At 54.8% G+C, this 24,446-nt stretch carries 23 protein-coding genes; 6 read left to right on the top strand and 17 right to left on the bottom strand.

The window, feature by feature from the left end:
• Positions 1-22: 22 nt before the first annotated feature.
• Genes F3J37_RS10565 through F3J37_RS10545 form a run of 5 tightly spaced genes read right to left on the bottom strand, consistent with a single transcriptional unit; the run spans position 23 to position 4,816 of the window.
• Entirely contained in the window at positions 23-523 is a 501-nt protein-coding gene (locus F3J37_RS10565; protein WP_034829989.1) for a YbaK/EbsC family protein, read from the bottom strand.
• A gap of 27 nt (positions 524-550) precedes the next feature.
• A complete protein-coding gene (locus F3J37_RS10560) occupies positions 551-1,351 on the bottom strand; it encodes a 2OG-Fe(II)-dependent halogenase WelO5 family protein (RefSeq protein ID WP_166933348.1) in 801 nt (266 codons plus the stop codon).
• Positions 1,352-1,356: 5 nt separating this feature from the next.
• Positions 1,357-2,067 carry a class II glutamine amidotransferase gene (locus F3J37_RS10555; protein WP_160869102.1) on the bottom strand — a complete coding sequence of 237 codons (711 nt, stop codon included), beginning with the start codon at positions 2,065-2,067 and terminating at the stop codon, positions 1,357-1,359.
• A complete protein-coding gene (locus F3J37_RS10550) occupies positions 2,055-3,332 on the bottom strand; it encodes an ATP-grasp domain-containing protein (protein ID WP_166933346.1) in 1,278 nt (425 codons plus the stop codon). The genes F3J37_RS10555 and F3J37_RS10550 overlap by 13 nt, the downstream gene beginning before the upstream one ends.
• A gap of 17 nt (positions 3,333-3,349) precedes the next feature.
• Complete coding sequence (locus tag F3J37_RS10545; RefSeq protein WP_166933344.1) at positions 3,350-4,816, bottom strand: hypothetical protein; 1,467 nt, start codon at positions 4,814-4,816, stop codon at positions 3,350-3,352.
• A gap of 183 nt (positions 4,817-4,999) precedes the next feature.
• On the opposite strand from F3J37_RS10545, the gene F3J37_RS10540 reads away from it, so the two are divergent.
• Positions 5,000-6,448, top strand: coding sequence for an aminotransferase-like domain-containing protein (locus tag F3J37_RS10540; protein WP_166933342.1), 1,449 nt, complete (start codon positions 5,000-5,002; stop codon positions 6,446-6,448).
• On the opposite strand, the gene F3J37_RS10535 is transcribed toward F3J37_RS10540, so the two are convergent.
• From F3J37_RS10535 to F3J37_RS10495, 9 genes are all read right to left on the bottom strand, one after another.
• Positions 6,445-7,695, bottom strand: coding sequence for a valine--pyruvate transaminase (locus F3J37_RS10535; RefSeq protein ID WP_166933340.1), 1,251 nt, complete (start codon positions 7,693-7,695; stop codon positions 6,445-6,447). The genes F3J37_RS10540 and F3J37_RS10535 overlap by 4 nt on opposite strands.
• Before the next feature lie 82 nt (positions 7,696-7,777).
• Positions 7,778-8,752 (bottom strand): glyoxylate/hydroxypyruvate reductase GhrB, encoded by a 975-nt coding sequence (gene ghrB, locus F3J37_RS10530; RefSeq protein WP_166933338.1) that lies wholly within the window; start codon positions 8,750-8,752, stop codon positions 7,778-7,780.
• Positions 8,753-8,818: 66 nt separating this feature from the next.
• Positions 8,819-10,099, bottom strand: a complete 1,281-nt coding sequence (locus tag F3J37_RS10525) for an MFS transporter (protein WP_160833316.1) — start codon at positions 10,097-10,099, stop codon at positions 8,819-8,821.
• Between the two features lie 141 nt (positions 10,100-10,240).
• Positions 10,241-11,182 (bottom strand): sugar kinase, encoded by a 942-nt coding sequence (locus F3J37_RS10520; protein WP_166933336.1) that lies wholly within the window; start codon positions 11,180-11,182, stop codon positions 10,241-10,243.
• A 7-nt stretch (positions 11,183-11,189) separates the two neighbouring features.
• Complete coding sequence (locus F3J37_RS10515; protein ID WP_034829977.1) at positions 11,190-11,939, bottom strand: sugar phosphate isomerase/epimerase family protein; 750 nt, start codon at positions 11,937-11,939, stop codon at positions 11,190-11,192.
• A 155-nt stretch (positions 11,940-12,094) separates the two neighbouring features.
• Positions 12,095-13,120: a LacI family DNA-binding transcriptional regulator gene (locus F3J37_RS10510; protein WP_058961163.1), complete on the bottom strand. Its 1,026-nt coding sequence runs from the start codon at positions 13,118-13,120 to the stop codon at positions 12,095-12,097.
• 58 nt (positions 13,121-13,178) lie between these two features.
• Positions 13,179-14,183 carry a LacI family DNA-binding transcriptional regulator gene (locus F3J37_RS10505; RefSeq protein ID WP_160833319.1) on the bottom strand — a complete coding sequence of 335 codons (1,005 nt, stop codon included), beginning with the start codon at positions 14,181-14,183 and terminating at the stop codon, positions 13,179-13,181.
• Between the two features lie 161 nt (positions 14,184-14,344).
• A complete protein-coding gene (locus F3J37_RS10500) occupies positions 14,345-15,007 on the bottom strand; it encodes an OmpA family lipoprotein (RefSeq protein ID WP_166933334.1) in 663 nt (220 codons plus the stop codon).
• A 110-nt stretch (positions 15,008-15,117) separates the two neighbouring features.
• Positions 15,118-15,678 carry a DNA-3-methyladenine glycosylase I gene (locus tag F3J37_RS10495; protein WP_166933332.1) on the bottom strand — a complete coding sequence of 187 codons (561 nt, stop codon included), beginning with the start codon at positions 15,676-15,678 and terminating at the stop codon, positions 15,118-15,120.
• A 142-nt stretch (positions 15,679-15,820) separates the two neighbouring features.
• Between F3J37_RS10495 and F3J37_RS10490 the strand changes: the two genes are divergently transcribed.
• The 4 genes from F3J37_RS10490 to F3J37_RS10475 all read left to right on the top strand — a co-directional run bounded on the left by F3J37_RS10490 (position 15,821) and on the right by F3J37_RS10475 (position 19,032).
• On the top strand, positions 15,821-16,513 hold the full coding sequence (locus F3J37_RS10490) for an autotransporter domain-containing protein (RefSeq protein WP_166933330.1): 693 nt from the start codon (positions 15,821-15,823) through the stop codon (positions 16,511-16,513).
• Between the two features lie 92 nt (positions 16,514-16,605).
• On the top strand, positions 16,606-17,142 hold the full coding sequence (dnaT, locus tag F3J37_RS10485; RefSeq protein ID WP_166933328.1) for a primosomal protein DnaT: 537 nt from the start codon (positions 16,606-16,608) through the stop codon (positions 17,140-17,142).
• The gene (dnaC, locus tag F3J37_RS10480; RefSeq protein ID WP_034829969.1) at positions 17,142-17,882 is read left to right on the top strand and encodes a replicative helicase loader DnaC; all 741 of its coding nucleotides are present in this window, start codon (positions 17,142-17,144) and stop codon (positions 17,880-17,882) included. Before dnaT ends, dnaC begins: the two co-directional genes overlap by 1 nt.
• Positions 17,883-17,898: 16 nt before the next feature.
• Positions 17,899-19,032 carry an ROK family protein gene (locus F3J37_RS10475; RefSeq protein WP_166933326.1) on the top strand — a complete coding sequence of 378 codons (1,134 nt, stop codon included), beginning with the start codon at positions 17,899-17,901 and terminating at the stop codon, positions 19,030-19,032.
• Positions 19,033-19,047: 15 nt separating this feature from the next.
• Here F3J37_RS10475 and F3J37_RS10470 read toward each other — a convergent pair whose 3' ends face one another.
• Positions 19,048-20,511 (bottom strand): sugar porter family MFS transporter, encoded by a 1,464-nt coding sequence (locus F3J37_RS10470; protein ID WP_166933324.1) that lies wholly within the window; start codon positions 20,509-20,511, stop codon positions 19,048-19,050.
• Between the two features lie 403 nt (positions 20,512-20,914).
• On the opposite strand from F3J37_RS10470, the gene F3J37_RS10465 reads away from it, so the two are divergent.
• Entirely contained in the window at positions 20,915-21,907 is a 993-nt protein-coding gene (locus F3J37_RS10465) for a LacI family DNA-binding transcriptional regulator (RefSeq protein ID WP_034829964.1), read from the top strand.
• A 69-nt stretch (positions 21,908-21,976) separates the two neighbouring features.
• Here the strand turns inward: F3J37_RS10465 and F3J37_RS10460 are convergent, their stop codons facing one another.
• Together F3J37_RS10460 and F3J37_RS10455 are read right to left on the bottom strand one after the other, a co-directional pair.
• Positions 21,977-23,017 (bottom strand): acyltransferase family protein, encoded by a 1,041-nt coding sequence (locus F3J37_RS10460; protein ID WP_166933322.1) that lies wholly within the window; start codon positions 23,015-23,017, stop codon positions 21,977-21,979.
• A gap of 238 nt (positions 23,018-23,255) precedes the next feature.
• Complete coding sequence (locus F3J37_RS10455) at positions 23,256-24,389, bottom strand: EpsG family protein (protein ID WP_166933320.1); 1,134 nt, start codon at positions 24,387-24,389, stop codon at positions 23,256-23,258.
• Positions 24,390-24,446 lie beyond the last annotated feature (57 nt).

Here is a 24,446-nt window from a genome sequence, read left to right as displayed (position 1 = left end):
CTCGTTCCTTACTGCAGCCGTTTCAGGCAGTCGCCGTCATCGGAGTGGCAATGTCTGCACAACAGTCATCGCCGATAACACGAAAAAAATCATCCACATTCAGCGCCATGGAACGCTCCAGCGCGCCGGCGTTAAACCACAGCGTGCCGACATCACGCAGGCGCGCATCGACGCGCAGCGCCAGTCGGTCATCAAAACTAAAGGGCGGCACCGCGCCCATCACACACTGCGTCAGCTCCTGTGCTTTCTCTGGCGCGGCAAAACTCGACTTCTTGCCACCAATGGCGCGTGCCGCACTTTTGAAGTTGATCTTGCAGTCGCCCGGCACTATCGCCAGCAGGTAACGCGCATCGGCACCGTCAGGCATCGTCACTTCCAGCACCATGGCTTTGGCAGCCTGATTGAGATCGTTGCCGCGAATGCCGCTGATCACATCGGTCTGACCGATGGCCTCATGCTCCACCACGCGATAGTCTGCGTGGTGTTGATCCAGCAGGGTGGTGATTTTTTCATAGGTATTCATGTTCATCTCCTCGTCGAAGGCCCGGTATTAACTCCAGGCAATGGCGTGCTTCATTTTTTTGTCGGTCAGGCCAAAGAAAAAGCCCATGGTGATGCGCGTGTCGCCTTCCACGCGATCAATCTCGTGATAAAAAGCCGGATTAAACAGGTAGATATCGCCGCTGCGTGGGGAGAACTCACACGCCTCGCTTTGCTCAATCACGCCAGTCTGATAGCCGAGCTCACCCGGCGTTTTGAAGCGCTCATCCACCGGATGCCACTTCTTGTTGAAAATGCGCAGCTCTCCACCCGCATTGCACTCCTGCAAACAGACCACGCAGCTCAACTGATGCAGGATGTGGGTGACGGCCAAACCACTGCCCGCGGCATCGCGTACGATGTTGTCGTTATGCAGTGGATTGGCGACGCCATTGGCATGAAAGCGCACAATCGAACCCGCGTAATCGCCCAACTCCGGCTCGCGGGCAGTGTGCAGACTCTCCAGACGCAATGAGTGCTTCACCCAGTTGTAAACCTGATCGCGCAGGCAGTGCAGTGATGCTGGCAGTGCAGGCTGGATGTCGCGCAACTCGGTGAAGTAATTTTCGGGTGCGCGAGTGTGTTTAGCCAGATAGGGGCCGAGCGTGGTCAGTGCGCCATTTGGATAGCGCGAGACGCGCACCTGATCGCGGCACTGTTGCAGATCGTCCACCACCGCTTCGCGCACTTCAGGCGTCAGGAAATTGCGCAGCACCAACAGCGGCACGCGCGCGGTCACGATGTCATCCAGCCAGGTGCTTTCGACGAACATTTTTGGATGGATAACGCGTATCTGATTGAAAATGGCCATGCTGATCACTCCCCAAGTGGAAATTCATGAAGTTCATGGTTGTTCATGCGACGCCAGTCAGACGCCGTGCCCAGTGCAGCAATAGGTTCAGAAGAGATGAAAGTGGTGCTGTTATTTTGATAATGATGCAACGTGAAATAGTCAGGATAAGGGGTGTCATCGGGATGCCACTGCCACGCCCAGGCTTTATCCCGGGTGACAAAAATCGCATTAGCCGCACTGCCACCCGGTGCCACGCGCGCCATCTTGCTGCGCAGGTAGTCACGGGTAAAATCGGCAGGCGTCACCTGGTCGACGATATATTCAAGGTATTCGGCGGAGTCAAAGCGCGATTCCGCCATGCCCAGTTGCGCATAGACCGTGGGTAAAAAGCCGTTGTGCATCATGTACCACTGCGTCGCGCCGCTGGTGCGCCACAGCGGATGGGAAAACTCGATGCCGTGATTTTTGCTCAGCGTGGCGTGGCGGACATGTACCGCCAGAAAACGACTGTGACGCAGTGCATCAACGTCAATACCAGGCAGCGCATCAGCAAAGGTGCCAGTGCCATGCAGGGTGCGAATCTTTCCCTGATCCAGCCACAAACAGCCCCAGCCATTAGGGTGCTGTTTGATCGGGCCGTCATGCGTGGCGGTTTCGCCACAGCTCATGGCGCGTGCGGCGTCCAGTACCGCTGCCGCATCAAACTGGCCGCTTGCCAGAATCATTCTGCACATAGAAGATCTCTCCGGGGGGCTAAGGACGGAACGTCGAGAATCTGCTGGAACACCGCTAACACATCGTCACGGCTGTCTGCGGCAAGACGGAAGGTGGCGAGGATACCAGCATGACGGGTGAGGTCGGCGTAGAGCGAGGATCGCGGCGAAACGGCCAGCGCGGGCAGATTGAGCGGTGGCAATAACTGACCGCGCTGATGTTGGGCGATCCAGCGTTCCGCTGCGTCATATTGCAGGCGCTGACGCAGGCGCAGGCGACCAATGGCCTGGGCTTGCTTAGGGAAGTGCAGCACCGGCAAACCCCGTCCGGCTTCAATCTTAAACGCTACCTCCGCCCAGTTAATACCTGTGACTTCCTCGACCAGATTCACCACGCCCATGCCCGATAAGCGGAAACCCATTTCGAGGAAGTGCGGTTCACCGTTCACCATAATAAAATCGATGTGGAAGGCGCCCTGGCGATAGCCAAAGGTCTCACAGCAAAAGCTCATCAAACTGGCAAAGGCAGCAGGCAGCTGTTGTGCAGCCATCGCCACATGGCCGGATTCGTAAAAGCTGATACAGCCTTCTGCATCGATGTGGTGCTCGATCACCTTCTGACAGCAGGTCAGCGCCACCGCGTGTCCGTTATCCACCACACCTTGTAGTGAATATTCGTCGCCCGGCAGCCAGCTTTCGACAATAAAGCCGCTAAAGCCGCGCCCGCCGTAGTTCATGGTCTCCACCAGCTTGCCGATCACCGCATCGAGCTGGCTGGCCTCTTCCACCAGCCAGATCCCTAATCCGCCGCCGCCATCCACCGGTTTGATCACGCAGGGATACAGCAGTGCATCACGCGCGTCACGAATGCTCAGCGGTGAGGCAAAGAAGCGAAACTCCGGCTGTGGAAAGCGTGGCCAGGCTTTACGCAAGGCCATGCGCTGTGCGTACTTATCCGGCGGAATAAAGCAAGGTCCGGCATCCGGCCCGGCCAGCAGTTCGCGTACGCGACCGGCGCTGGCGTTGTAGGCTTCAAAGCCTGCCAGCACCACCTGAGGATGTTCCAGTAAGCCCGCGCGCAGACAGGCTTGTAACACATCCCACGGATTTTCCGGGCGATCGAGACGCACAATCAGATCGAACGGCAGCTGAATGCTTAAGCTTTGATAGTCGACAAAGTCGCCCATCTCCGCCAGCACGGTAAAATAGCCCTCACGTTTTGCCACCGCACAGTACGGATTTTGCCCGTCACGCGTGGCACCAATCTGCAGGAAAATCTTTCTCATCGCGTCGCCTTACCGGGTTATCGCCCGGAGATCACTTCAGTGACGATGTCTTGCAAGGCACCGTTGTTGACCTGAATCACTGCTTTGTGCGGATCGAAACGCAGCACGCGTGAAAGCGCATCGCCGCGCGTGCCATCCAGCAGCGTATTGACCTGTGCACTGCGCCAGCACTGGCGCATCTGTGCAATCGTCAGACCGGAGAGCTGCTCAAGCTGCTGTGCCAGCAGCAAATCATCGCTATCGCCGCATAGCAGCGCCCGCACCGCCTGTTCATCAGGCGCCTGATCGAGCTGTTGTAGCCAGACATTGAGCTGCTGGCCCTGCGCGATAAACGGCGAATAGATCATGCACACCAGCTGGGTTTCGTTGAGGCCAAACGCCTGTTCGGCAAACTGCGCTGCACGCTGGCGAGCACGTTCAATCGCCGCATCGTCCTGATAACGCGCCGCCATTTCCGCAATCAGTTGCGGCGGGAAATCTTTCTTCTCCATCAGGCCGAGCGCAAAGCGCACATATTCGCGAATGCCTTCGGCGTAGTTACGCTGCATCAGCGTCTCCGCTCGCAGACCGCGAATATGTGCCATTAACGTCGGGTTGCCGCAGTCCGATTCAGAGAAGCTGAACATCAGCTCATCAAAGCGGAAGTGCATGAACTCGGTGAGTAGCGACCAGTGCGCACCCGCTTCATAGGCGGTGTCCTGATAGATGTTGAAGAACAGCGGATCGCGTGCCAGCTGCCAGGTGATGCGATGGGCCGGGGTAACCTGATCGGCGCCGTAAATGTCGGCGAAATAGCGTTCTGCCACGCCATCCAGGGTTTGCAGGAAGCCGCTAAAGCCGCGCGATTTGTCGGCAACGGGCGCATCAAACAGGCGTGAAAGATGACGAGCCCAGGCGAGGTAAGCGGTTTGCTCCTGCGGCGAATCACCGGTGATGATCACATCCACGCCGCCCTCGTAGTGCGCGGCAAGGCCAAACGAGTTCACCATGCTGAGGTTGCAGGCGTTACAGAAAGTGGAGCGCGCATCGGCACGAAAGCGATGGCCATTCATCAGCACATCGTTGCGATTCTGCTGGCGCACGCTGTCGGGCATCGGCAGATGACGTTCGAAGTGGCGGATTTGCAAGCCATCAGTCACCAGGCATTCGGTAAAGTCATCGTTGTGGATCTGCAATGCGCGGTACACACGGTCGATATTGTCCATCACGCTGTCGTTCATCGCCGCATGACGATTGGTGCTGATGCGCAGCTGGAAGGTGCTGCCCTGCTGCTGCCAGATCAGCCCCTGAATGTAGCGCACATACGCCACCATATAGCTGCTGTCTTTCCCGCCGCCATAGGCGAGTAGCACTCGATTGTGCGCGGGATTGTCGCTATCGGGCAGGGCGGCAAGTAAGCGTTGAGAACAGCGTTGAGCAGAATCGATAATCGCGGGCGTGAGATAACCTTCAATTTCTCTCATCATGGTGGACAGATTATTCATTTTTCACTTCATCCTTTGGCTAATAAAATCGCCGTTACCGTGCTGGCGGCAACGGGCAGGAAAAAGGGGCCACGAAGTTGCAACGGAATGAATGTCTGAGGCTGAATTAACAGATGCAGCCTAAAGTACTTTGAATGTAATCTGATGGATACGCACAGATCAGCACGATATAGGGTGGAACAGATGGCGGATGGAACGGGTGAACAGGAGAGCCAGAGTAGTCGTTACCGTCAGATTGCAGAGCAGATAAAACAGGCGATTCACAGCGGATCACTGCCGCCCGATAGCCGTTTACCGTCGGTGCGCACGCTGGCGACGCAGTACAGCGTCAGCATGACCACCGCGCTGAAAACATTACGCACGCTGGAGGATGAGCACTACGCGGTGGCGCGTCCTAAGTCCGGCTTTTTTGTGGCACCCCTTAAGGCTCCGGTGACATTACCGGCAGCGATCAACAGCGAACAGCCGCGTGAAGTCGCGCCGCTGGATGAGCAAACCGAGCTGCATCTGGCCATGCTGGGCTCCGATTGTCGTGTGCGGCTGGATCTGGCCAATGGCGACATCTCGCTCTATCCGGTCAAGAAAATTGGATTGCTGATGCGCCAGATGGGGTACAGCAAACCGGCACTGCTCGGCAACACGGTGAAAGGCACCGGCTATGCGCCGCTCAAAGCCGAAATTGCGCGCCGTGCGGTGGATTATGGCTGCAATATCAGCGCCGATGACATCCTGATCACCAACGGTTGTATCGAAGCCATCTCACTGGCTTTGCGCGCCACCACGCGCCCCGGCGATATTGTGGCGGTGGAATCGCCGTGCTACTTCGTGCTGTTACAGATGCTGCACAACCTCAATCTGCGCGTGATTGAAGTGGAAGCCGGGCCGGAAGGTTACGTTAATGTCAGCAAACTCACCGCGCTATTTCAGCGTAAAGCGGTGCAGGCCTATCTCACCATCAACAACATCAATAATCCGCTCGGGAAAAGCATTCCCAACGAGCAGAAAGCCTATATTGCGCGTCAGGCTGATGAGAATGATGTGGTGATCATTGAGGACGATATTTTCGGTGATACGGCGTTTGGCGATCGCCGTCCGTTCCCGATGCGCGCCTTTAGCCCGAATGCCATTCTGTGCAGCGGCTTCTCGAAAACGGTGGCGCCCGGTATCCGCATTGGCTGGGTGCACAGCAGTAATTACATGCGCAAAATCGCCTCGCTGAAATACACCACCAGCATGGGCACCTCGGTGTTGTCACAGGCAGCGATTGCCGAACTGCTGCGCAGCGGCGGCTACGATGCGCATTTGCGCAAATTGCGTCGTGAGCTGAAGAATCAGATTCACCATATGCGCCAGGCGGTGCTGCGCTACTTCCCTGCGGGCACGCGCGTGTCAAATCCGGAAGGCGGCTATGTGTTGTGGGTGGAAATGCCTGTACAGGCGTTAAACGTGCGCGCGCTGTTTCTTAAAGCGCGCAACGCGGGCATCGGCATCGCGCCGGGCCACATCTTCGCCACCGATCATCGCTACGACCACTGTTTCCGACTGAACGCCGGTTTTGGCTGGAATGCGGAAGTGGAGGAGGCGATCAAACAGCTGGCAGCGTGGTGCCAGCTGTCATTAACGGCGGATTAAGCCTCGTTGCCAATCTTCTCCAGTTCTTCCGCCAGAATCTGCACCGCGCGTTCAATCTTCTCCGCATCCGGTACATAGTTCATGCGCATACATTGATGTGTATGCGGCCATTCTTGTTCCAGACCTGGGAAGAAGAAGTGGCCGGGCACCATCAGCACGCCACGGGCTTTCAGGCGCTGATAGAGCGCTTCGGTGCTGATTGGCAGATCGCGGAACCACAGCCAGAGGAAAATTGCTCCTTCGGGTTTGTGAATCAGACAGCGATCTTCCGGCAGATAGCGGCGCAGAATGGCAATCGTCTCGCTCACCTTGGCCTGATAAAACGGCTTGATCACCTCTTCCGACAGACGCAGTAAATCGCCGCGCACAATCATCTCTGTGGCAATCGCCGGACCGATGCTGCCTGGCGCTAAACTAATAATCCCATTCATGTTGCCAATCGCGCTGATCGTGCTCTCATCGGCAACGATAATGCCGCAACGTGCACCCGGCAGGCCGAGTTTCGACAGGCTCATGCACAGAATAGTATTCGGGTTCCACAACGGACGGGCTTCGCTGAAGATAATGCCAGGGAAGGGCACACCGTAGGCGTTATCGATCAGTAATGGCACGCCATGCTGTTGTGCCAGCGCATCCAGCTGCATCAGCTCGTCATCGGTGATCACGTTGCCGGTCGGGTTGGTCGGGCGCGACACACAAATCAGGCCCACGTCCTCATTCAGCGGCAGATGGTCGAAATCGACGTGATATTTGAACTGCCCCTCTGGCAGCAGCTCAATGTTCGGCCTGGCGGAAACAAACAGATCTTCTTCCAGTCCGGCATCGGCGTAACCGAGGTACTCCGGCGCCAGCGGGAACAGCACGCGCTTTTTACTGCCATCGGCGCGACGGCCAGCGAACAGGTTGAACAGATAGAAGAACGCGCTCTGGCTACCGTTGGTCAGCGCAATGTTCTGTGCGGTAATCGGCCAGCCCAGCTCGTCACGCAGCATTTTCGCCAGCGCATCCAGTAGCAGCGTTTTGCCACGCGGACCGTCGTAGTTGCACAGCGCTTCGCTCAGTTTGCCGTCCTGATGCATCTGCAGCAGTAGCTGGTTGAAGTAGTCATTAATGGCCGGGATCTGCGCCGGGTTGCCGCCGCCAAGCATAATGGTGCCGGGCGTGCGCAGACCTTCACCCATGTCTTCCATCAGACGTGAGATGCCGGAATGTTGAGTAAATTTGTCGCCGAACTGAGAAAAGGACATAGGAAGTTAAAACATTGTAATCGGGAATGGGCAACCACCATAGCGCCCGCCACGGGCAGGCGCAATGGCTAAAGCAGCAAGCTTAGGCCTGGATTTGCGGGTTAACGCAGTTTTTCTCGACTTTGCCGCTCAGCGCAGCAATCAGGTTATCCACCGCATCACGTGCCATACCGTAACGCGTTTCATGGGTGGCTGAGCCGATGTGCGGCAGCGCTACCACGTTCGGCAACTTAAGGATCTCCGCATCGGCAGGCACCGGCTCCACTTCAAACACATCCAGACCGGCTGCGTGAATCGTGCCGTCCTTCAATGCCGCCGTCAGCGCTTGCTCATCAACCACCGGGCCGCGACCTGCATTTATCAGGATGGCGCTGGGTTTCATCATCTTGAGCTGTGCAGCGCCAATCATATGATGTGTCTGCTCAGTCAATGGCAGGCTGATGCAAACAAAATCACTCTCTTTCAGCAGCGTTTCAAGGTCACAAGCACGCGCACCGAAGCGGGTTTCCGCCTCTTCATGCTGACGGCGTGCGTTATAAAGAATATTCATGCCGAAGCCGAAGTGCGCACGCTGCGCCAGCGCCAGGCCGATACGGCCCATGCCGAGAATCCCCAGCGTTTTATGATGCACGTCGATGCCGAAATGTTCTGGTCCGATGCTTTTCTTCCACTCACCACCTTTAACCCATTGATCCAACTCGGTGACGCGACGGGCGGTGCTCAGCACCAGCGCCATCATGGTATCGGCCACGGTTTCGGTCAAAACGGTTGGCGTGTGCATCAGCAGTACATTGCGCTGATTTAAGGCTTCGACATCAAAGTTGTCGTAACCCACAGACACGGTAGAACAAGCGCGTAAGGCGGGCATCTTCGCCAGCAGATCACCATTTACTTTACCGCCTGAGCCGAGCAAACCCTCGGCTTGCGCAAACTGTGCGGCATGCTGTTGCACGGTTTCGGGGGAGACGTCATGCACTTCGGTGACGGTAAAATGGGCATCCAGTTTAGCGCGCAGATCGTCTGGCAGGCTCTTATAAAGAATCACAGCAGGTTTCATCATTTGCTCCCTGTAGAACGTGTGACGGGCGACCTGAGCCGCCCGGGAAAGTCATTTCTTACGCTTTCAGGCGTGCTTCGCCCCATGAATCGGTGCTGTCTTGTTCTCCGCGGGCTTGACGATTAACGTCAGCCACACCGAGACCAGCAGCGCGGCACCCATAAAGATATAAGAGGCAGCAGGACTGCCGGTTGCGCCATTAAGATAGCCTACAATCCACGATCCGATGAAGGAACCGAGTGCGCCCATGCTGTTAATCAGCGCCATGGCACCGCCAGCAACGTTGCGTGGCAGCATCTCAGTAATCAGGGCAAAGAACGGGCCGTAAGGGGCATACATCGCGCCACCAGCAATCACCAGCAGCGCATACGACAGCCAGAAGTGGCTGGAACCGACCAGATAGGAGCCAAGGAACGCCAGTGCCCCAATCAGCAGCAGTGGCCAGACAAACAGCTTACGGTTTTGCTTTTTGTCAGACGCCCATGACACCACGACCATCGCAATGGTCGCCACCAGATAAGGCACTGCTGAAAGCCAACCCGCCTCGACCATACCCATCTGTGTGCCGTTACGCAGAATCGAAGGCAGCCACAGTACGAAACCGTACACGCCAATGCTCCAGGCAAAATATTGCATGCACAGAATGATCACATTGCGATTGCGGAAGGCTTCGCCATAGTTACGCACCGCTTTGATGCCTTCCTGCTCTTTCTGCAACTGCGCCTGCAGTGCTGATTTCTCTTCGTCGCTCATCCATTTGGCTTGTGCTGGCTTGTCCTGCACCAGGAACCACCAGGCCACGGCCCAGATCACCGCCGGGATGCCTTCAAAGATAAACATTTCACGCCAGCCGAAAGCATTAATCAGATAGCCGGACACCACCGACATCCACAGCACCGTGACCGGATTGCCGAGGATCAGGAAAGTATTGGCGCGCGAACGTTCCGACTTAGTGAACCAGTTACTGATGTAAATCAGCATCGCCGGCATCACCGCCGCTTCCACCACGCCGAGCACGAAACGAATCGCTGCCAGCATCGGAATGTTGCTTACCACGCCGGTTAATGAGGCACAGCCGCCCCACAGAATCAGGCACCAGAAAATCAGCTTCTTCACGCTGCGGCGTTCGGCATACACCGCGCCGGGGATCTGGAAGAAGAAATAGCCAAGGAAGAACAGGGCACCCAACAGCGATGACATGCCTTTGGTGATGCCGAGATCGTCATTAATCCCTGCGGCAGAGGCGAAGCTAAAGTTCGCCCGGTCCAGATACGCCAGACTGTAGGTGATAAACACGATGGGCATGATAAACCACCAGCGTTTTGGCGCGATTGTCTGCGATTTCATGGGTGACTCCTCTGTTTTGAGGCGGGCACATTCAATGGATGCGCCTCGAAATAATCGGGTTGTGTAGAGACAGACTGTTTCACCAGGTACGCGTTAATGCGTACCCGACCTGCAGGGTTGCCAATGAAGGCAACCGCTTGATTAAAAATCGCCCAGTGCCGCGCGCGTCGGCAGGCCTTCACTGTCGCCGGCGACCTGAATCGCCAGCGAACCAATCTTGTTACCGCGCAGAATCGCCTGTGGCAGCGATTTGCCTTCCAGCAGTGCGCTGATCAGGCCCACGGCAAAACCATCGCCCGCGCCTACGGTATCCACCACGTTATCGACGAGAATCGGTGCGACATTGCCCTTTTCACCGTCGGCAGTTTTGTACCAGGCGCCGTCGCAGCCGGTTTTGATCACCACAGCCCGTACACCTTTATCCAGATAGAAATCGGCGATGGCTTCCGGCTGGCGATAACCGGTGAGAGTAAAACCTTCTTTCTCACCCGGCAGCACCCAATCTGCGTACTCTGCCAGCAGATTCAACTGCTTACGCATCTCATCTTCACTGCGCCACAGCACCGGACGTAGGTTGGGATCGAAGGAGATGGTTTTGCCGCGTGAACGCATCTCTTTGGCCGCATGTTTGGTCAACTCAAGCGAGCTGTCAGAGATCGCCGCCGCCACACCGCTCAGGTGCAGGTGACGCGCGCCACCAAAATAATCCGCATTAAAATCGTCTGGTGACAGATGGCTGGCGGCGGAGCCGGCGCGGAAATATTCCACTTCAGGATCGGAACCGTCATCGACGCGCGACTTGAGCTGAAAACCGGTGCGATAGCGGGTATCGGTGGTCACACAGTGATGATCGACCTTCTCTTTCGCCAGCTGTTGCAGCGTAAAACGGCCGAAACTGTCATCGCCGACGCGGCTGACCCAGCCGACCTGTAAACCAAGGCGCGCCAGGCCGATGGCTACATTCAGTTCGGCACCGGCAATACGTTTGACGAAGCCTTCTGCGGCGGCGAGATCCCCGCTTTGCTGAGCGATAAACATCGCCATCGCTTCGCCAATCGTGACCACATCCAGTTGCTTCATCATCGACTCCTTATAGCGCACGCAGCAATTCAACGTAATGGCGTGTCACGGCCAGTAGATCTTCGCCTTCGAGCGGGAACTCAATGCCGCGCGGCGCATCAGCTGGCAGTGCGTTCAGCAATGCACGCCAGCTGCCGTCGGTTTCGTCCAGCGCCACCGCACGGAAGCTCTCGCCATGTGGCACCGCGGCTTTCACGTGAATGTAGCTGACGTAACGGCTGAGCTGCGCTGCGGCCTGCAAAGCGTCTTCGCCGGTCCACTGCCAGTTGCCCATGTCGAAGGTCATATCCAGCGGCAGGGCGGCATCGCAGGCACGATGGAAGAAGGTCTGCATCGGGGCCAGTTTGCTGTCTGGCGTTTGATCGTTTTCCACCACCACGGTTACCGGCGATGCGGCGAGTACCTCAACCAGCGCAGCGTCGGAGAGATCGACAAAATGGCCGAGGGCGATTTTCAAACGCTTAGCACCAATCTGTTCGGCTTCCAGCAGGAACTGCCCCAGACGAGGGTTGAGCGAGCCATCTTCCAGCCACAACGCTTCTGGCACCGAGTAGCTGGCACTCAGCTGTTGTTGAGCAATTGCCTCGTTGAGCGAGTGCAGTCTCAGCAGATCGTCCTCGCTGAATAGCTCACGACGGATTTCTACGCCATCCGCGCCAGCGGCTTTGATCAGCGGCAGCAGGGCGGTTTGACCACCTAACTCAGCGACTTTGTGCGTGCCGTAGGCGGCGGTGACCACGATGATTTCCGGATGTGCCATGTTGTCTCTCCTTTGAACTCGGAAGGATGCGGTCTGAGCCGCCCATTGTTTTAAATCGATGTCTTAAAAAAAACCTAAATGGAACCGGTTCCAAATGAAAGGAAGAGAGTGTGGAATTATGATCCTGCTCACGAAGTGAGCCAGAGAAAAGGGGATTAGCGCAGCGGCTGGCTGGAGCCGCGCACAATGAGCTCACCGGGGAAAACCTGCTCATTGATCGGCTGCTCATTACCGTCAATACGTGAGATCACCTGTTCCAGCGCCGCATAGCCAATTTGCCAGGTGGGCTGTTTCAGGGTGGTGATGCCCACGCCTGCCAGTGCAGCCCACTCCAGCTCATCAAAACCAAGCAGGCCAATGGTTTCACCCCAGCGCTGTTCGAGACGCTGCAAGGCGCGCGCCACCTGTAAGGTCAGCGCACCGTTAGCGGCCATCACCGCGCAGCGTTTGTCACTGTGGCGTTGCTGGAATGTCCGCAGCACCTGCTCCAGCTGTTCAGGCTGATGCAGGGGGACTTCGGCGTTTTCCGCCATCACGCCGGCGTGGGCTTTGCTGGTATCATAGAATGCGCCAAGGCGTTCACGGCGGGTGTTGACGCTACCTAAGGGTTCGCTGAGGAACAGCAGGGCATCGTAACCGTTGTCCAGCAGATGCTGGGTGGCAATTTGCGCGGCTTCGGGGTTATTCAGGCCGACCACATCACAGGCGAAGTCAGGGATTTTGCGGTCGATCAGCACCATCGGCAGCATCGACTGCTGCAGGCGCTTCAGCACCTCTTCGTGCATCCCGACCGCGTTCACCACGATGCCCTCAACCTGATAGCTGCTCAGCAGTTGCAGATAATACTGCTCGCGATCGACTTCGTTGTTGGTGTTACACATCAGCAGCGTAAAGCCCTGCGCACGGCAGGCCGCTTCGATACCGCTCAGCACATCCACGGAATAGGGATTGGTAATATCCGCGATAATCAGGCCAATTAGCCGCGTGCGGCCACGCTTTAGTCCGCGCGCCATCTGGCTGGGACGATAATCGAGGTCGGCAATCGCCTGTTCAATACGGGCTTTGAGATCGGGCGAGAGCAGATTCACTTCGCCATTAAGATAGCGGGAAACGCTGGTTTTACCGGTTTTTGCCGTGCGGGCAACGTCACTGATTGTGGCTCGTGGCGGCCTGGTCTTCATCGCGTACACCTGAATAATAAAATCAGGCGAAGACTATCACAGCGCGGCGCGCACGCAATCATTGTGCATCAGAAGTGAGGCGCAACATCGGTTGCCACAGCGTCTGGAGCTCCTCAAGCGGTGCACCTTCCAGCAGTTGCAGCACCATTTCGGCCACGCGTTCGCCGATGCGCTGCTGCGACAGTTGCAGAATCGCGTTCACCGGATGATCGATAATGGAGTCATGCGGCAAGCCATCATAGACATAAAGTGGGATCGCCCGCGCGCCGCTTAAACGGTCGGCCTGCTGCAACGCGATGGCCGCGCCTTCACCCAGCGGCGCACAATCCGTGATGATGGCTTGAGGCGCGATATCCTGCGCCAGCCAGCGCTGTGTTTGCTGGTAACCGGCACGACGTGTTACCGGCAGCGCGGCCAGCATCGTTGGCGCGATAGGTGGTTGATGCTGTGTGAGGGCATCGATAAAGCCGTGGCGACGATCGAGGATATACGTGCAGGGCTCGTTGCCGCCAAGATAGGCAAGCCTTGTCAGCCCTTGTTGCAGGCAGTGTTCAGCGGCCAGCAAGGTGCCTGCATGATTATCGTAATCAAACCAGGCATAAGGTTGCGGCAGCTGGCTGCGGCCCAGCGTGAGAAAGCGATAGCCTTTCTGCTGCAAACGCTGCAGACGGATATCATGCGGTTGGGTATGCGTCAGAATCAGTGCATCCAGCGCGCCACTGCGCAACAGGCGCATCAACGTGCGGTGCTTATCCTGCGGTTTATCCGGCAGGATCATCAGATCAATGTCGTGCTGAGCAAGGCGTTGATCCAGCGTCAACAGCATTTCACTGTAATAGCTGTCATTCAAAGAGGCGGTGCTGACCGGGAAAACCAGCCCGACGGCATTGGCGCGGCCGGTCTTCAGACGGCGAGCGGCATCATTCGGACGATAGCCGCGGGAAGTGGCTTCTTCTTCAATACGTTTACGCGTGGCGGCCGCAACATCGTCATAGCCATTTAGCGCACGACTCACGGTGGTAACAGAGAGGCCGAGGGCAGCGGCAATGGCTTTGAGCGACATGATGACGTTTTCCACTGATCAAATTTTGATCACGCTAGCATAAAGTATTTTACGGCTCTATTGGTTGACGATTATAGAGCGTTATCTGATACAAAAAGCGTCTAATGCGGTGTAAAAACGTGCGGAAACGCCGATCTGCAGAAGCAGACCGGCGAAGGGGATTAACCCAGTGGGCTCAGCGTGATCTCGACGCGGCGGTTTAGTGCTTTACCCGCTTCGGTGCTGTTGCTGGCCACCGGATTATCCGGGCCCATGCCCTGTGTGCGCAGACGGTTCTGCGCCACGCCTTGCAGAATCAGGCCGCTGGCCACACTCTCCGCACGCTGTTGCGACAGGCGCATATTCAGCGCGCGCGTACCGGTGCTGTCGGTGAAGCCCACCACATTGACGGCGGTTTTAGGATACTCTTTCAGCACCATTGCGACACCCGTTAAGGTGTTTGCACCTGCGGGTTTCAGGTTGCTGCTGTTGGAGTCAAAAGTGACGTTATTCGGCATATTCAGCACGATGTTATCGCCCTGACGCGTCACGCTGACGCCAGTACCGCGCATTTTGTCGCGCAGCTTCGCTTCCTGCACATCCATGTAATAGCCGACGCCACCGCCCAGCGCCGCACCGGATGCGGCACCAATCAGCGCGCCTTTGCCGCGATCTTTCTTGGATGATGACAACACGCCTACGCCTGCACCCAGCACGGCACCTAAGCCCGCGCCGATGCCGGATTTCCCGGCCTGCGATTCGCCGGTATAAGGATTGGTGGTACAACCGGACAGCACAACGCTGCCGCTGAGTAACAAGGCCAGCGTCAAACTACGCTTTTTCATTGAAAATCCCTCACAAAGTCACACGGGGAAAATGCCCCAAAACGGCACTATTATGCCGTTCAATAATGGGGAAATGCGTGAGGGTCAGTCTTAAAGTGTAAAGTTTTGCGTTAAAGATTATCGGGATGGCAGAAACAGCTGGTTTGATGATCGTTAATCAGCCCGCACGCCTGCAAAAATGAATGGCATGTTGTTGGACCGACGAATTTAAAACCACGCTTCTTTAACGCCTTAGAGAGCGCGATGGCAGGCTCGGAGGTGGTGGGTGCCAGCTTGTAATCGGCGAAACGGTGCAAAATCGGCTGATTATCGACAAATGACCAGATAAAGCGTGAAAAGTCTTCGCCTTCCGCTTCCAGCGCCAGCATGGCTTTGGCGTTATTGATGATCGCCTCCAGCTTGCCGCGATGACGAATTAATCCGCTGTCTTGCAGCAAGCGCAGCATGTCGGCCTCATCCATCAACGCCACGGCCTGAGGATCAAATTCGTGGAACGCGCGACGATAGTTCTCACGTTTCTTGAGCACGGTGATCCACGACAAACCCGCCTGTTGTCCCTCAAGGCAGATCATTTCAAATAAGGCCCGCTTATCAGTTTGCGGCACACCCCACTCATTATCGTGGTACGCCAGATAGAGTGGATCCTGTGTTACCCAGCCACAACGTTGCATATTACTCTCCCTAAGCATGAGGAAAATACAGTTAATCCCTTGACGTATTACAGAATCGATTAATAGTTAATCAATGGGTGCCGATAATCAATAAACCTGAATCTTAACGCCCGTTTCCTTTCTGGCTCGTCAGGAGTCTTTCATGTTGCAGAAAAGTGAGTGGACAGGCCAGCACAATCTCATGCTGGCTTTTGGCAGTGTGTGGCTGTTATTTGCGGCGCTGCCGGCTTACGCCTGGGATGAATCGGGCGCGGATTATGTGCCGGATTACAATGCGATACTTGCTGAAAAGATTTCCAGTCATCACCTGATGTTGACAGAAGATCGTGACATCAGCCTGATGGATGCCGCGCTTAATTCACCGGATGAGAGCGCGATGGTGCTGCACAGTGAAAAAGCCAGCGTGGGGAATGCCCCCTTTGCTAACCGCTATTCGGCAGGCTGGCAGATGCCGATGAGTGCGACGCTGCGCACCGGTCCGGTGGCGCAATTCGCGGTGGATGATTCGCGAGTGAGTTGCCCGAAGTGTGAATTTGTCGATGGCAATCACGCCGGACATATTGCCTCACTGGGCTGGCGCGTTGATTCCACCCTTGACTGGATTTCACCCTGGGCACAGGTTAGCTACAGCCATCAATTGAGTGATGAAAATGCGTCATCGCTGCGCGATCGCCCCGAGGAGATCGGCCATGAAAGCAACTGGGTGGATGTCAGCGTGGGGGCCAATGTGCCGTTTGGGCAAAATATGGCGGCTTTCGCCTCCTTCTCGCAAACCGGGGCGGTGGTCAGCGGTGAGCAGTTTATTTACAGCCTTGGCGTCAGCGCCAGCTTCTAAATCCTGCGCGATCCATCGCGTTAAAACAGGTACACTGACCGCTTAGCGCTGAATCTATCGGCGCTCCGGGTTGGTCAACGTCAGGTTTCTTCATGTCAGTTAAAATCTTATCTTCAACGCTGGTGGGGCTGGATGGCTTTTGCCAGGATCCGCTTGCCGTGTTGCAGCAGGCCGATAACGGCGTGCTGGCGGTGCTGCACAACAATGCGCCCGCTTTTTATGCGCTGACACCGCAGCGTCTGGCACAGTTGCTGGCGCTGGAAGCCGCAGCGCAGCAGCCAAATGATGTCACGCTGGATGACAGCCTGTTCCATAGCGATGCGGCACCGATTGCCACACCGGTAGGCAAGTTTGCCATGTACGCGGGCTGGCAGCCGGATCACGATTTTCAGCGGCAGGCCGCCATCTGGGGTGTGGCGCTGAATGAACCGGTCACCGCAGCCGAACTGGCTACCTTTGTGGCTTACTGGCAGGCCGAAGGCCGACTGTTCCATCATGTGCAGTGGCAGCAGAAACTGGCGCGCAGCGTACAAATGAACCGCGCTGCTAATGGCGGTCAGCCCAAGCGCGATATCACCCAGATCAGCAATACTCAATATGATATTCCCGATGGATTCCGAGGTGAGTGATGAAAACGCCGAACGATCTTTTCAGTCGCCTGAAAAAATTTATGCCTGCGGATGTGCAGCCGAAATTTAAAAACGGTGAAGAGCTGCTGGCGTGGAATCAGGAGCAGGGCCGTCTGCGCTCTGAAGCCATCGTGCGCGAAAACCGCGCCATGAAAATGCAGCGTATCATGGGGCGTTCCGGTATCCGTGAGCTGCACATGAACTGCTCGTTTGATAACTATCGTGTCGAGAATGATGGTCAGCGCAAAGCACTCGCGCTGGCGCGTGAGTATGCTGCCGGGTTTGACAACAGCATCGCCAGCTTCGTGTTTTCTGGCCGCCCTGGCACCGGGAAAAACCATCTGGCCGCCGCCATTGGTAACGACCTTATTCTGCGTGGCAAAAGCGTATTGATTGTCACCGTGGCGGATTTGATGTCGAGCATGAAAGGCACCTTTAGCGGTGGCAGCGACATCACCGAAGAGCGCTTGCTGCAGGATCTCAGCCATGTGGATCTGCTGGTGATCGATGAGATCGGCATGCAGAGCGAATCCCGCTACGAAAAAGTGATCATCAATCAGATTGTCGATCGTCGCTCATCGTCAAAACGCCCAACCGGCATGTTGTCGAATCTGGACCCGGCGGGAATGAACGGCTTATTAGGTGAGCGCGTGATGGATCGTATGCGTCTCGGCACCAGTTTATGGGTGCGTTTCGATTGGGAAAGCTATCGCAGCCGTGTACGCGGTGATGAGTATTGAGTCAGGTGGGCGCGCGATGAAAGTAGCCGGTAAAGGCCCCGCATTACTTCGATTAAACAACCTTAAGCGCGTGATGACGCAACTGCGTAGCACACGTATTACTTCCCGCCAGGATATCGCGCTGGCGCTGCAGCTGAGTAAAAACACCGTATCCCTGATTGTGGATGATTTGCTGGCGCAGGGCCTGATTCACGAACTCGGCCCGGTGAGCGTGGCAGCGGCTGGACGCCCAAAAATCGAAATTTCGCTACGCGCGGAAAAGCTAAAAAGCGCCGGCATCATGGTGGAGCGCAACGCCATTCACTGGCGCGTCTGTGATTATTTCTCGCAGGTGATTGCGGAACAGACCTGGCAAACGGCGACCGCCGATCCTGAGCAGCTGCTGCGTGAGCTGGAGGAAGTGTGCCAGACCTTGCACGCCGCGCATCCTGAACTGCTGGGCATCGCCGTAGGCTTTCCCGGCATCATCGATCCACAGCGTGGCCGGGTGCACTTTTCCGCCCATCTTGGCTGGCAGGATGTCGATGTTTTGACGCCGCTGGTCAGCGCCTGCCGTTTGCCGCTGCGCATTATGCATAACGTCAAAGCCGCTGCGCTGCTCTCGGTGGAGCAACTCGATCTGGATAGAGCACAAAGCCATTTTTATCTGCGTATCGGTGAAGGGGTTGGCGGTGCGCTGGTGGAACAGGGCGAAGTGTTTGTCGGCAGCAGCTGGACCGCCGGGGAGATTGGTCATTTGCAGGTGCAACCGAAAGGGTTGCGTTGTAGCTGTGGACGTTCAGGCTGCCTGGAAACGCTGATCAGTCAGCCCGCAATTCAACAGCAGTTGGGGCAGCGTAAAACAGGACTGCGCTGGCAGAATGCCGCCAGTGAACCGCAGATCGTGAGTGAAGTGATGGCGTTAACCGGTCAACATTTGGGCCACGCCCTGAGCCATGTGATGCAGCTGGTGAACCCGGCGAGCATCATTATTGATGGGCCGTGGAATACGCATCCTGCCTTTATCCAGGCGGTTGAAGAAACGGCGCAGGCCAGCACGCTGGCCTTTACCTTCTCCCACACGCAGCTGCATTTCCTGCCGCAGCGTATTGATCCTGCCAACGGTTTGGCGCTGGCGGTGATTGAGCAATATGAGCGCGCCATCTCTTAGGCGCGCTTCATCACATTAATGCCGTGGAATATCAAATGACTCGCTGGGTTTGGCCGGCGAGGTGCTCTGCGGCAGTTCCGCTTCGACGTTAAACTTCTCCAGCACCAGCCCATGAATTTTCTCCAGCGACACGCCCGAGGTCTCTGGCAGGTAGCGGAAGGTAAAGAAGTACATTCCCAGAGAGAAAATCGCGAACAGCAGCAGAGGGAAACCACCGTGGAACAGATCCAGCAGCATCGGGCTGCTGTTCATGATCGGAAAAGTACTGCTGATCACAAAGTTCGCCAGCGACATGGCACAGATGGAAATCCCGACGCAGATCGAACGAATTTCGGTAGGGAAGATTTCGCCCAGCACGGTCCAGACAATCTGGCCCCAGGTCATGCCAAAGAAAATCATATAGGCAAACAGACCCACCACCGCCAGCATACCCGGCAGGTGATAATAGAACGCGATGAACGAGTAAGCGAGGCAGATGCAGGAGGTGATGGCCCCCAGCAGCAGCAGCTTACGGCGGCCAATTTTATCAATCACCATCATGCCCGCCAGCACGCCAATAAACTGACAAATCGACAGCCAGAAGGTCTGCAGCAACGCCGAATCGGTGCTGCCCGCCACGTTCTTCAGCAATGTCGGACCGAAGTACTGAATGACGTTAATGCCGCTGATCTGGTTACCGACCGCCAGACCGATACCGATGATCAACAGCGGAATGGTGGTTTTATCCAGGCGCAGGCGCGATTTATGTTGATGCGCGGTTTTGTCTGAGAACGAGTGTTTGATTTCATTGAACACGCTCTCGGCATGCTCGCGGTTGGAAATTTTGGTCAGCGTATCCAGCGCTTCATCGTATTTGCCCTTGAGCACATTCCAGCGCGGAGATTCCGGGATAAAGGCGATGAAGAAGATGAACAGCGCGCAAGGCACCAGCGCAGTGGCCAGAATATAACGCCAGCCCATGTTGATCATCACCTCGGGCAGCGTCGATTTGGTGATGAAGTAGTTGGTCAGTAACACCACCGATTGTCCACCGACACAGCATACCGCATAGAGTGCAGTGGTACGGCCGCGAAACTTCGAGGGCGACAGTTCCGCGAGGTAAATCGGCGAAATCACCGAGGCGAGGCCAATCGCCAGCCCACCAATGATGCGGAACAGCACAAACACCGTGAAGTTGTGGGCGATGGCGGTGCCGATCACCGAAACGGTGAACAGCAGTGCGGTAATGGCGAGCGATTTTTTGCGTCCGAGTTTGTCGCTCAGTCGCGGGGCAATAAAGCAGCCCACTAAGCTACCCAGCAGAATGTTGGAAACAGCCCAGCCGGTTTCTGCGGGGGTTAACTGGAAATATTCACTTAAAGGTTCGATTGCACCGGAGATAATTGAAGAGTCATAGCCCATTAGCAGTCCGCCAAATGCCGCGACGGTACAGCAGAGTATGACGTACTTCATGTTGTAGCGTTTTTGCCTGGTATCCATTGTTATAGCCCCTTGTCTCTACGGCCTGAACGTTACGTGTTCAGAAAGAGGAGTGGTGTAGGTTATCGATGTTCAGCGTTTTTCACTCAAGGTCATCATGTTGGAATATATGTTCTAAATGATGGTTTTTGGATCATTTTTTCCAGAAAGTGTGAACGACGTTGCGAAAATTGCTGATGGCAATATTCACGGTAGGGCCATATTTGGCTGAAATGATAGGTTTTTTATCAGAGGCGAGAGGCATGATATGACTATTCTTGTTTTTTCTTGCAACGGTGTGAAATTTTTATTCTGTAATGTGACGCTGATTTCTCTCCTTGAGGGAGGTTAAGCGTAGGTTTCATTTTTTGCCGGGCAACGGGCATAATACGTTGATTGACAGGCCATCTTTGCGGACGTCGCAATGAAAACGCAGCGCATCACTCTGGACGATATTGCTACCCTGGCGGGCGTCACCAAAATGACGGTAAGCCGTTATTTACGTACCCCGGAAAAGGTTAAAACGGAAACGGCGGAGAAAATCGCCAGCGTCATGGCTGAAATCGGCTACGTCCCCGATAGCGACAACACCACCGCAACCAAACAGAGTCAGCCACGCATCGGCGTGCTGGTTCCTTCGTTTAACAACCAAATCTTTGCCGATCTGCTGGCGGGCATTGAGTCGGTCACCAGTGCGCACGGCTATCAGACGCTGGTGGTCAATTACGACTACAACGCCCAGCGTGAAGAGGAGCAGATCGCCACCGTGCTGGCGTTTAATATCAAAGGGCTGATCCTCACCGAATCCGTGCACACGGTGCGCGCCGAGAAATACCTCAATGCCGCCAATATTCCGGTGGCGGAAGTGATGGGGCTGACGGAAGCCAGCGGGCGGATCAACGTCGGTTTTGATAACTATCGCGCCGGTTACGATATGACCTCGATGCTGCTGGCCAGCGGCAAACAGCGCGTCATCTATTTTGGTTCGATGTCCGATCGCCGCGATGAGCAGCGCTATGCGGGTTATCGTGATGCGGTAGAAGCGGCGGGCTTCCCGGCGGGAAGAATTGTGCCGAACAAGGTCTCTTCAGTATCGATTGGTACGGGCATGATGACGCTGGCACGCCAGCTCTATCCGGAAATGGACGCGATTCTCTGCACCAATGATGATTTAGCTGTCGGCGTATTGCAGGAGTGTCAGGCAGCCGGAATTGCCGTGCCGCAGACGATGGCGATTGCCGGTTTTCACGGGCTGGAGATTGGCCAGGCCACCACGCCGCGTTTAGCCAGCGTGATCACGCCACGTTTTGAGATGGGTAAAGTCGCCACCGAGATTGTGCTGAAGAAGATTAACCAGCAGCCGACTATTGAACAGGTCAATCTGCATTATCGACTCTCGATGGGAGCGACTATCTAATTACGACAAACCCCCTTCAGGTTGCCCGGATGGGGGTTTTTTAATGGCCTGACTATTCAGTCAAACGGGTCAATCACGCGCGGTGGTGGTTGGTGGCGTAATCGATGGCTGAGCGTGATGCGCTCGTTTCAGGAAACGACTCTCCAGCAAATTCCACGAGGTGTAAGCCAGCGCGAGCGTAATCACGATGGTCAATCCCAGCCCCAGGAAGGCATTGGTATCGAACACGCCGAAATGTTGCAGGACCTGCATGATCGGCCAGTGGTAAAGATACATGCCATAGGAAAGATCGCCGTACTGACTGATTTTGATCTCTTTGCACAGATTGGTGCAGAACAGAATCACCACGGAAGAGAACGCTACTGGCTCGACAATAAAGGCATAATCGGTCGACTTAAACAGCAGGAACACCACCAGAGAAATAATCGTAATCTCTTTCAGGCGATCAAAGGTCGGTTGGTGCACCGCCAACAGGCTACCAAAGAAGAAGTAAGATGAGAGTGCGACAAACTGCTTCGCTAAAGTATCGGCTTTCGGACCGGTGTACACCGAAGTGAAGTAGAAGAACCAGGCGCATGAGATAACGAAGATCGCGCCCCACACTTTAAGAGGGTTTTTCTTCATCATCGGAACAATCAATGGCAGCAGGACATACAGCGTCAACTCAGCTTTGATGGTCCACAGCGATCCATCCATCGGCTGATTCGGGTTGTTGGTGAACACGCCGGGCAACGACGCCTGAATGAAGTTTAGGAAAGAGAAGTTAGCGACGAGATACTTGATAGTTTCTTTATTTTTCAGGAAATCCATCAGCGGTAGCGTCGTAAGGCACATCCCAATCACAAAGCACAGAATGATGACAAATATATAAGCCGGCAAGATACGTTGCGCACGCTTAATAAAATAGGACGTGAGTGATTTGCTTCTTAAGTAACTTTTTGCAATAAGAAAACCACTTATTGCGAAAAACCCTTTTACTGCAAAGTCACTATTTAGGAAGTGATCGAGAAAACGAATGTCGACGTTTCTGGTTACTTCTGCGCTATGCACCAGCATCACGATAAAAGCGAGAGAGAATCGGACGATGTCAAAATTGTTTTTTTCGTTCATATTTGCGTTCTTTCATTGAGTGACGTCGCGCCAGAAAAATCAGGGGAAAACAGGTATCGCTCTAATAAGAAAACTCCGAACTCTGCTGGCGCAGATATGAGCCTATTAGAGGTTTAAAAAAATCAAAAAGCAAGCAATGACCAGGGCCATAAAAACATTCAGACTTTCCTTATGCGTCCATCAGTTTTATCTGAGATTAAAAGAAAAAACGCTAACCAGAGGTTAGCGTTTTGGCGGCTTAGCGGAATATCTTAAAGGTTTGCGAAACTTCATAACCGGTAATCGACTGTTTGCTTGAGATGGTATTGTAGTATAGATAATAGAGCACCATTAACACCGTCACGCCAACAGCGAGCAGTTTTTTCAATTTTTTGGTTTCCCAGATACACAGGGAAATAAGCACCGGTTCAACTTGCAGCAGGAAGTTCGCTAAACGACCGCCTGATGCATAATCCTGCAGCGCCATCCTCAGTCCCGCACCAAGCGCGAAGGTAATGACCAGGATGTAATAAGTATTAAACTTTACCGGATCGAAGTTTTTGATTCGGTCACTCAGCAGCAAAAAGCTGAAGATAAACACAAAGCCAATATTCTTCAGGTTTGATAGGGTAAAAATCCCCTGATCCTGCGTTGATTCCTGATTAGCATAGCCCATGGCCCTGTCACCTAATCCGCCCAGATGACTGGACAGCAGTGCGATCAGCGCTGAACTCCCCATAAAGGCGAGAGGTAAACTGGCGACGACAATGATAATAGGAATGTATTTGTTTTTCCTGACAATCATCGCCATCGGAATCAGGAGAGCAACAATCCCTGTGGCGTGACTGATGAAGGAAAGAATAAAGGTGGTTATCATCCCGGATTTACTACGACGGGACATGTGATAAACAAAGCCCATTAAGAAGGCGGAACATAAGCCAAATCGAATCTGGTTCATGTCTTTGTTGATAAATAAGTGCGCGGAGTAGACTGCTAAGGCGACAATTGGCAACGGTGTCAGTTTACGGAAATACCATGCGTTAACGCACACGGCAATCACAGTAAAGACATACATAAAGATATCGGGGTTAACAGTAAATATACGCGTTAATCCCGCAATCGCATATATCGCCGGTTCGTAACGGAATTCATCCGCGGTGCGCCAGAATCCTTCAATAGTAATTTTATCGACGAAATGAACAAAGAAATCACGATACTGGAAATCATCGAGTCCCGTACCCAGACCACGAATGCCGCCGAAAGTAAAAAGCACTACAACGGCAACAAAATAAACGTATGATCTGATTTGTGCTGTGTTTTCATTTTTACTTAACATGACTTCGACGAGAGCGACAAAAGTCAGGCTAAGACTTATGATCCAGTAAATTCCCATGGTCACAGATTCTTATAGTTTAAAATTTACTTATAACATATGGCCTTGTTGCCGTAA

It is taken from the genome of Candidatus Pantoea communis (assembly GCF_011752685.1).
Lineage (GTDB): Bacteria > Pseudomonadota > Gammaproteobacteria > Enterobacterales > Enterobacteriaceae > Pantoea > Pantoea communis.
This window is presented reverse-complemented; position numbering and strand designations above follow the sequence as displayed.

Bases quoted from the DNA above. Each gene is read 5' to 3' on its own strand.
- F3J37_RS10545 (WP_166933344.1), bottom strand. From the start codon at position 4,816: ATGAATAATCTGTCCACCATGATGAGAGAAATTGAAGGTTATCTCACG.
- F3J37_RS10535 (WP_166933340.1), bottom strand. From the start codon at position 7,695: ATGTCCTTTTCTCAGTTCGGCGACAAATTTACTCAACATTCCGGCATC.
- F3J37_RS10505 (WP_160833319.1), bottom strand. From the start codon at position 14,183: ATGTCGCTCAAAGCCATTGCCGCTGCCCTCGGCCTCTCTGTTACCACC.
- dnaC (WP_034829969.1), top strand. From the start codon at position 17,142: ATGAAAACGCCGAACGATCTTTTCAGTCGCCTGAAAAAATTTATGCCT.
- F3J37_RS10525 (WP_160833316.1), bottom strand. From the start codon at position 10,099: ATGAAATCGCAGACAATCGCGCCAAAACGCTGGTGGTTTATCATGCCC.
- F3J37_RS10475 (WP_166933326.1), top strand. From the start codon at position 17,899: ATGAAAGTAGCCGGTAAAGGCCCCGCATTACTTCGATTAAACAACCTT.
- F3J37_RS10560 (WP_166933348.1), bottom strand. From the start codon at position 1,351: ATGGCCATTTTCAATCAGATACGCGTTATCCATCCAAAAATGTTCGTC.
- F3J37_RS10460 (WP_166933322.1), bottom strand. From the start codon at position 23,017: ATGAACGAAAAAAACAATTTTGACATCGTCCGATTCTCTCTCGCTTTT.
- F3J37_RS10550 (WP_166933346.1), bottom strand. From the start codon at position 3,332: ATGAGAAAGATTTTCCTGCAGATTGGTGCCACGCGTGACGGGCAAAAT.
- F3J37_RS10555 (WP_160869102.1), bottom strand. From the start codon at position 2,067: ATGTGCAGAATGATTCTGGCAAGCGGCCAGTTTGATGCGGCAGCGGTA.
- dnaT (WP_166933328.1), top strand. From the start codon at position 16,606: ATGTCAGTTAAAATCTTATCTTCAACGCTGGTGGGGCTGGATGGCTTT.
- F3J37_RS10515 (WP_034829977.1), bottom strand. From the start codon at position 11,939: ATGGCACATCCGGAAATCATCGTGGTCACCGCCGCCTACGGCACGCAC.
- F3J37_RS10540 (WP_166933342.1), top strand. From the start codon at position 5,000: ATGGCGGATGGAACGGGTGAACAGGAGAGCCAGAGTAGTCGTTACCGT.
- F3J37_RS10470 (WP_166933324.1), bottom strand. From the start codon at position 20,511: ATGGATACCAGGCAAAAACGCTACAACATGAAGTACGTCATACTCTGC.
- F3J37_RS10565 (WP_034829989.1), bottom strand. From the start codon at position 523: ATGAATACCTATGAAAAAATCACCACCCTGCTGGATCAACACCACGCA.
- F3J37_RS10520 (WP_166933336.1), bottom strand. From the start codon at position 11,182: ATGATGAAGCAACTGGATGTGGTCACGATTGGCGAAGCGATGGCGATG.
- F3J37_RS10510 (WP_058961163.1), bottom strand. From the start codon at position 13,120: ATGAAGACCAGGCCGCCACGAGCCACAATCAGTGACGTTGCCCGCACG.
- F3J37_RS10465 (WP_034829964.1), top strand. From the start codon at position 20,915: ATGAAAACGCAGCGCATCACTCTGGACGATATTGCTACCCTGGCGGGC.
- F3J37_RS10500 (WP_166933334.1), bottom strand. From the start codon at position 15,007: ATGAAAAAGCGTAGTTTGACGCTGGCCTTGTTACTCAGCGGCAGCGTT.
- ghrB (WP_166933338.1), bottom strand. From the start codon at position 8,752: ATGAAACCTGCTGTGATTCTTTATAAGAGCCTGCCAGACGATCTGCGC.
- F3J37_RS10455 (WP_166933320.1), bottom strand. From the start codon at position 24,389: ATGGGAATTTACTGGATCATAAGTCTTAGCCTGACTTTTGTCGCTCTC.
- F3J37_RS10495 (WP_166933332.1), bottom strand. From the start codon at position 15,678: ATGCAACGTTGTGGCTGGGTAACACAGGATCCACTCTATCTGGCGTAC.
- F3J37_RS10490 (WP_166933330.1), top strand. From the start codon at position 15,821: ATGTTGCAGAAAAGTGAGTGGACAGGCCAGCACAATCTCATGCTGGCT.